The sequence below is a fragment of the Streptococcus sp. GMD4S genome (genome assembly GCF_000296955.1).
In genome coordinates this window covers 1-1,693 of the sequence record NZ_AJRE01000199.1, presented here as the reverse complement: position 1 = coordinate 1,693, position 1,693 = coordinate 1, and the positions used below count along the sequence as shown (strand labels likewise).

Sequence of the window (1,693 nt, the reverse complement as noted above, 5' to 3'; positions counted from 1 at the left end):
ATTTGCCTGACCGCCAAAATCCGGAGCCCCCTCTCTCAGAGCAGAGGCCTTCCAGGGTGTGTAGTCATCTAGGCGATTTTTAGAGGTCAAGCCCACTAAAATCACAGATTCTGAAAGGGAAGATAGGAAATCCAAGTTTCCATCATTCAAGAGAACAGCTGGATAGGTTTGGTTGGGATCATAAGTCGAAGGAAGGCTGATCTTAACTTGAATCCCTTCCCAATCAAACTCATTATTTATTGATAAAGTCATTGATTTTCTCAAGGGAATCAATCACTGCTGGACCATAGTCCATTAACTCATCGTAAGAAATGGTCATGATTTTTTGATTCTTAATAGCAGGAACATTTTCCAAAACTTCATTTGCCTTCATCAACTCTACTGCGTTAGCATCCAATTTTTTATTGCGGTCGCTGGTTACATAGATAATCAACTCAGGATCCATTGACACGAGATTTTCCAAGGTCAAACCTGATGTTCCCGTTGCAACGTTGGTATAACCAAGTTGATTTAGAAGGCTCTCTTGCAAAGCAGACTTGTAAGCACCGAAGGTTTCGTCATTATAAGCAACCATAATCAAAGCCTTTTTCTTTTCACCTTGGCTTGTTGGATTTGCTTTCTTAACAGCGTCAATTTTAGCTTGTAATTGGGCTGCGTATTCATTGGCCTTGTCCTGAACATTGAAAATCATTCCCAGATTTTTGACATCTTCTACGATATTTCCTAAATCTTGCTGAATCGTTGAGAGAGAAGCTTTTTGCGTATAGACTGGGATTTTGTTTTCATTCCAAGTGCTAACTGTTCCCAAGGATTTTTCTGAAAACATCATGTTTCGACCCATCACCGCATCTGGCTCATAAGAAAGGACTGTCTCTTGAGAGACTGTTTTTTTATCACCGATTTGAGGAATGGTCGCAATCGCGTCCTTGTATTTGTCTGTTACAGCATTGTCAGGGTTGAGCATGCCAGCAATTTTATCCTTCAAGCCTAACTCCAATAAGATTTCAGTTGTTGAAAGATTGTTGGTGATAACTTTTTCAGGTGCCTTGTCAAAGACTTGTTCGACTTCATTTCCCTTAACATCATAGGTTTTAACCGTTAACGGATAAGTCGTCTCTGTGCTGGCCTTTTGACTTGTTTCTGTGCTAGACTGCGTGGTAGCTTTTTCTGTAGTAGTGTTGCCACAAGCTGCCATGGTTAAGGTAGCTACTGTTACGAGTAAAATGCTTAGTGTTTTTTTCATCTTATTTTCCTTTTTACTTTTATAAATAGTGAATCATGGCTTGCTGATCCTCGGTCCAAGTCACCTGACTTTGAACTCCGTATACAGTTTGCAATGACTCAGGGGTGATGGTCTCCTTTGGAGTCCCTTGGTAAAGGATTTCTCCCTCTTTCATCAGATAGAGATAATCCGAATAGCGACAAGCAAGTTGAATATCATGTAGGACAGCTAAAACATTGACCTTGAGATTCTTCACAATTGCCAACAAGTCTAACTGGTACTTGATATCCAGGTGATTGGTAGGTTCATCCAGGAGCAAGAGAGTCGGTTCTTGCGCCAAGGCGCGTGCCAACAAGACTCTCTGTTTCTCGCCCCCTGACAAGGACGAATAGAGACGAGTTTTCTTCTCAAGCATATCCACCTTGACGAGAGCATCTTGAACGAGGGCATAATCCCTTTCCTTTTCCTTCT

2 protein-coding genes and 1 pseudogene are annotated in these 1,693 nt (G+C 41.4%); all 3 read right to left on the bottom strand.

The genetic code is table 11. The features are described 5' to 3' along the window. Positions 1-252 (bottom strand): annotated as a pseudogene (locus tag GMD4S_RS08605) (alpha/beta hydrolase); the annotation flags it as partial. Further along, positions 233-1,243 carry an ABC transporter substrate-binding protein gene (locus GMD4S_RS08600; RefSeq protein WP_000753262.1) on the bottom strand — a complete coding sequence of 337 codons (1,011 nt, stop codon included), beginning with the start codon at positions 1,241-1,243 and terminating at the stop codon, positions 233-235. The pseudogene GMD4S_RS08605 and the gene GMD4S_RS08600, both read right to left, overlap by 20 nt. A gap of 19 nt (positions 1,244-1,262) precedes the next feature. Then, the coding region (locus tag GMD4S_RS08595; RefSeq protein ID WP_000574907.1) for an ABC transporter ATP-binding protein at positions 1,263-1,693 on the bottom strand (431 nt) is incomplete at its 5' end.